Origin of the sequence: Brevibacterium sp. VCM10 (genome assembly GCF_000583215.1) — a bacterium.
Lineage (GTDB): Bacteria > Actinomycetota > Actinomycetes > Actinomycetales > Brevibacteriaceae > Brevibacterium > Brevibacterium linens.
Genome location: NZ_JAJB01000064.1, coordinates 1 through 2,480, shown reverse-complemented (window position 1 = coordinate 2,480; position 2,480 = coordinate 1). Strand labels below are relative to the sequence as shown.

At 67.0% G+C, this 2,480-nt stretch carries 3 protein-coding genes; all 3 read right to left on the bottom strand.

All coding sequences use genetic code 11. From position 1 onward, the window contains the following. Positions 1–133: 133 nt before the first annotated feature. Positions 134–403, bottom strand: coding sequence for a hypothetical protein (locus AD89_RS0116130; RefSeq protein ID WP_025780545.1), 270 nt, complete (start codon positions 401–403; stop codon positions 134–136). 102 nt (positions 404–505) lie between these two features. Next, the gene (locus AD89_RS0116125) at positions 506–1,444 is read right to left on the bottom strand and encodes a type II secretion system F family protein (protein WP_025780544.1); all 939 of its coding nucleotides are present in this window, start codon (positions 1,442–1,444) and stop codon (positions 506–508) included. Then, a complete protein-coding gene (locus AD89_RS0116120; protein WP_025780543.1) occupies positions 1,441–2,415 on the bottom strand; it encodes a type II secretion system F family protein in 975 nt (324 codons plus the stop codon). The genes AD89_RS0116125 and AD89_RS0116120 overlap by 4 nt, the downstream gene beginning before the upstream one ends. Positions 2,416–2,480: the final 65 nt, after the last annotated feature.

The following is a 2,480-nucleotide window of genomic DNA, read 5'->3' as shown; positions in this document are numbered from 1 at the left end:
GGCCAGCAGCGAGGCGATGAGCGCGAACTCGGCGACGGCGGATCCCGAATCGCTGCGCTCGCCTGCCGCCGTCACCGAGTCAGCCCTCCTCCGGCCGCCCGGTTCCGTCTCGCCATCTGTGGTCACCGCCTGGTCACCCGGCCCCGCGGACCTTGTTCATCGCATCTTGGAACATCGAGGTGAAGGCTTCGCCTGCCAGCGCCCACAGTGCAACCACCAACCCTGCGGTCATGAGAGTGATGAGGACCCAGCCGGGAACGTCCCCGCGATCGGGTCGGTCGGCGTGGTTCGCGTCGATGTCGGTTTCGGCCGCCTCGGTGATGATGGTTCCCCCTCGTGGAGGGGGACCGGGGATGAGCCCGAGTATGAGTGGGACGAGGCGGTAGGTGAACTGGCGGAACATCGTGTCTCCTTCATCGGCGAGGTCGAGGTTTCGATCCGCGTGGTCGGTGGTGCGGGACTGGCTGTGGGAGCGGGGAATGGTCGGTGGTGCGTGGCGTGGACTTTACGGACTGAGGTCGAGGACGGTCAGGGACGGGAAGACGGCGAAGATGACGGTGACGGGAAGCACGAAGACGACGACCGGAATCAGCATCCCGATCTCCTTCTTCCCGGACAGTTCGAGCAGCCGCCGTCGGGACTGTTCGCGCACGTCAGCGGCTTGGGAGCGGAGCACTTCGGCGAGCGGCGTACCGCGGGTCATCGACACTGCGAGGCCGTCGACGAATTGGACGATCTCCGGGATGGCGATGCGCGTAGCCATCGCGTCGAGCGCTTCGACCAACGGTGTGCCGGTGCGGGTGTCCGCCAGAGCCGCGCGGAGTTCGTCGACGAGATCGCCGGAGCAGGTGCGGCACACGCGTTCGAGGGCCTCCACGATCCCCTCACCTGCGGTGATGGACAGTGCGAGGAGTTCGGCGACGGTGGGGAATTCGGCGAGCACGCGGGATTCGTGGCGGGCGATGGCCTGGCTGAGTCGCCAATCGTTGAAGACGTGCCCGGCGATGCCGCCGCTGATGACGAGGACGACGGTGACGATGGGGGAGAAGCCGCGTTGTGCCGACACGGCGCCGGCCAGACCGCCGGCGACGATCATCCCGACGAGGATGCTCAGCACCTGGCTGATGCGGAAACGTTCGATCGTGGCGTTGCCGCCGAGCCGGTCGATGCGCAGTCGCAGAGTCGCATCCGTGGTGATGCGCGACGTCACCCACAGAGTCGAACCGATCAGCCAGGACTTCACCAGCCCCCAGAATCCCTCGGTGCGAGGGGTCGGCGGAGCGTAGATGTCGACCAGGGATTCCTGATCCCGCAGATAGGGTGCGATCCGCGACGACAGAGTCGGTCTGCGCAGCGGCGGGAGGGAGAGGACGAAGACACACAGGGCGAAGCCGTTGAAGAGTCCTAGGGCCAGGACCGACAGGGGCTCGCCGAAGAGACTCATGCCGCCCGCCCGTCCGCAGCGTCTGTGTCGTCGGCGGAGAATCCGCCGCTCGCGCCGGGGCTGCCCGCGAAACGTCGGTGGGCGGCGCTGAGCGAGGACCCCTCGATGACCCGGGGTTCGGCCGGGAGCCGGCCGATGCGCTTCATCGCCTGATATGCCAGAAGAGACACGACGAAGCCCGCCGCCAGGAGGATCAGCCCGGTCCGCGAGTTGTACGCCACTGCCGTTTCGGGTCGCGTCGACAGGAATGCGAGGACCACCCAGGGAGCTGCGACGGCCAGTCGGGCGCCGTTGACCGTCCACTGCTGCCGGGCGGAGAGCTCGTTGCGGGTGCGGGCATCATCACGGACGAACTGTGCCAAGGCCCGCAGCATGGTGCCCAGGTCGCTGCCGCCGACCTGCCGAGTGACGCTGAGTGCGACGACGATGCGGTCGGCCACCGGGTCGGCGCTGACCTGTCTGAATCGTTCCAACGCCAAGGCGAATGACCCGCTGGCCCGATATTCCTCGGCGAAGACTTCGAACAGCGGCCGCAGCGGTTCGGGTCCGCGATGGGCCAGAGAACTCAGCGCTTCGGGCAGAGACAGTCCCGCGCGGACTCCGGAATTGAGATGGTCGAGGGTTTCGGGCCACAGCTCACGCCGCATCACCTGTCTGCTGCGAGCCCGATGCTGCAATGCCCGGTGCGGCAGCCAGGAGGCGAAGAGGCCGAAGCACAGCGCGATCGCCCACGATCCGGTGAGCACCGTCGAAACGACGGTCACAATACAGAACGCCGCGACCGAGATGAGCAGCAGATGGACCGGACGCAGCCTGGGGAATCCGGCTCCGGTGAGCATGTCATCGAGTTCGCGCACCCACCGCGACTGAGTCCGCTTGCTCTGCGGTCGCTGCCACAGCGACGTCCAGATGAGGAAGAGTCCCGCACCGAGGCAGGCACCGCTGAGCAGAGCGAACTGCGAATAGCTCATGCCGCCTCCAGAATGGAGTGAAGATCGCGGCCGATGGCCGCAAATCGGTCGCCGAGGTGGCCGAA